Genomic DNA, 2,462 nt, shown 5'->3' with positions numbered 1-2,462 from the left:
CCCCGCACCCCGCGCCCCACACGCCGGCGGGGCTGGATCTGCCCCCCCCGGCGGGGCTGGACGGGCCCTTGGCGGGACGGGGGACATCCGGCCCGCGCGGCGTTTGAGCGCACGGGCGCGGAGCGCCCGGACCGGGCCCGGGGCGGAGCCCCGGTTTCGGGAAGGGGCGGGGTGGGGGAAGGAAACCTCTGGAAGGAACCCATGAGCACCACAGCCATCGGCAATATCGGGAGCCTCGTCACCAACGACCCGGAATCGGGTGAGGGCCCCCTCGGCCTGATCGAGAACGCAGCGGTCGTCGTCGAAGACGACCGCATCGCCTGGGTCGGCCCCACGGCCCAGGCCCCGCCGGCGGACACCGCCTTCGACGCCCAGGGCCGCGCCCTGATCCCCGGCTTCGTCGACTCCCACTCCCACCTCGTCTTCGCCGGCGACCGAACGGCCGAGTTCAACGCCCGCATGTCGGGCCGCAGCTACTCCGCCGGCGGCATCCGCACCACGGTCGCGGCGACCCGCGCCGCGTCCGACGCCGAGCTGGAGGCGAACCTGGTCCGCCACCTCGACGAGGCCCGCCGCCAGGGCACCACCACCTTCGAGACCAAGTCCGGCTACGGCCTGACCGTCGCCGACGAGGCCCGCGCCCTGCGCATCGCCGCCGCGCACACGGAGGAGGTGACCTACCTCGGCGCGCACATCGTCTCCCCGGACTACGCCGAGGACCCGGCCGGCTACGTCGACCTCGTCACCGGCGAGATGCTCGCGGCGTGCGCCCCCTATGCCCGCTGGGTGGACGTCTTCTGCGAGAAGGGCGCCTTCGACGGCGACCAGGCCCGTGCGATCCTGACCGCCGGTGCGGCCGCCGGGCTGATTCCGCGCGTGCACGCCAACCAGCTCTCGTACGGCCCGGGCGTGCAGCTCGCCGTCGAGCTGGGCGCGGCCTCCGCCGACCACTGCACGCACCTGACCGACGCCGACGTCGACGCCCTCGCCCAGGCCGCGGACACCACCGTGGCCACGCTCCTGCCGGGCGCCGAGTTCTCCACCCGCGCGCAGTGGCCGGACGCCCGCCGGCTGCTGGACGCGGGGGCGACGGTCGCGCTGTCCACGGACTGCAACCCGGGTTCCTCGTACACGAGCTCCATGCCGTTCTGCATCGCGCTGGCCGTCCGTGACATGGGGATGACGCCGGACGAGGCCGTCTGGGCGGCCACCGCCGGCGGCGCCCGCGCGCTGCGGCGTACGGACATCGGGGTCCTGGCGCCGGGTGCCCGAGCCGACCTGGCGCTGCTGGACGCCCCGAGCCACGTGCACCTGGCGTACCGGCCCGGCGTGCCGCTGGTCTCCGCGGTGTGGCAGCGGGGGGTGCGCGCGGCCTGACGGGCCGCGGCCGAACACCGCGTCCTTCGTCTTCCCCTTGCAGGGCCCCGGGCGTACCTTGAGCCACCGATCTGATGTGCCGTCAGAATCGGTTCGAGGGGAGGACGAAGGTGTCCCACCGCACACGCTCGGCGGCGGTCGCGCTCGCGCTGGCCGGGGCGGCGGTTCTGCCCGCCGCCGGCACGGCCCGCGCCGACGTCGTGGACGTCGCCTACGACTGCAAGACCCCCATCGGGGACAAGTCGGCCGTCTCGCCCATCGACATCAAGGCCGCCGCGGAGGGCGCCGGCTACAAGCTCACGATGTCCTTCCGCAAGGGCGTCTCCTCCAGCCCCATCGAACTCGGCAAGGGCGCGATGAACCCGAGCGCGGTCATCGTGGTCGGCGGCGCCGACCAGGGGCAGGTGGCGGTCTCCGGCCCGCCGAACCCCGAGGCGGCACCCGCGAACACCCCCATCCGAATCACCGACCTGTCGGGCACCTACACCCCGCGGAAGACGGGCCGGGTCACCTTCACGGCGGGCGTGCTGACCATCAAGGCGATGGGGACGACGACCACCTGCACACCCGGCAACAGCCCGAAGCCGTCGCTGGAGCTGGACGTCACCGCCGCGGCCGGCGCGGGGCCCGGGTCCGGGCCCCCGGACACCCTCCCGCAGACCGGGCCGGAGGACTCCGTCGCCGCGCTCGCCACCCTCGGCGGGACCGTGCTGCTGTCCGGCACCGCGGGGCTCCTCTGGCTGGGCCGGCGCAGCCGCCGGGCCGCCCGGACCTGAACGGAGCCCCGGCCATGCGCGTGCCCCGCCCGCCGGTCGGCGCCTCCTCCCGCCGCTCCCGCGGCCGGAGGGCCGCCTCCGCACTGCCGCTCCTGCTGCTGCTCGGTACGGCCCCCGCCCGCGCCGCGGACGGCCCCGGCTGGAGCGCCGCCCCCGAGCCGGGCACGGCCGGCGGGGCGCCCCGGCCCGCTTTCTACCTCGCCGGCGCCCCCGGAGCCGTACTGGAGGACCGCCTCACCCTGGCGAACCCCTCCGACCTGCCGCGCACCTTCGCCCTCCGGGGGGCCGACGAGCCCGGCGGGGCGGGCC

2 protein-coding genes and 1 pseudogene are annotated in these 2,462 nt (G+C 76.1%); all 3 read left to right on the top strand.

The genetic code is table 11. The features are described 5' to 3' along the window. The first annotated feature begins 201 nt into the window (after positions 1 to 201). Complete coding sequence (gene hutI, locus EF903_RS31615) at positions 202 to 1,377, top strand: imidazolonepropionase (protein ID WP_125548405.1); 1,176 nt, start codon at positions 202 to 204, stop codon at positions 1,375 to 1,377. Between the two features lie 110 nt (positions 1,378 to 1,487). After that, positions 1,488 to 2,153 carry an LPXTG cell wall anchor domain-containing protein gene (locus tag EF903_RS31610; RefSeq protein ID WP_125548404.1) on the top strand — a complete coding sequence of 222 codons (666 nt, stop codon included), beginning with the start codon at positions 1,488 to 1,490 and terminating at the stop codon, positions 2,151 to 2,153. Positions 2,154 to 2,167: 14 nt separating this feature from the next. Next, a pseudogene (locus EF903_RS31605) lies at positions 2,168 to 2,462 on the top strand (hypothetical protein); the annotation flags it as partial.

The sequence above is a fragment of the Streptomyces sp. WAC05292 genome, from assembly GCF_003949955.1.
Lineage (GTDB): Bacteria > Actinomycetota > Actinomycetes > Streptomycetales > Streptomycetaceae > Streptomyces > Streptomyces globosus.
This window is presented reverse-complemented; position numbering and strand designations above follow the sequence as displayed.

What these genes read in the sequence shown, in the direction of transcription:
- hutI (WP_125548405.1), top strand. Translation starts at nt 202, where the DNA reads ATGAGCACCACAGCCATCGGCAATATCGGGAGCCTCGTCACCAACGAC.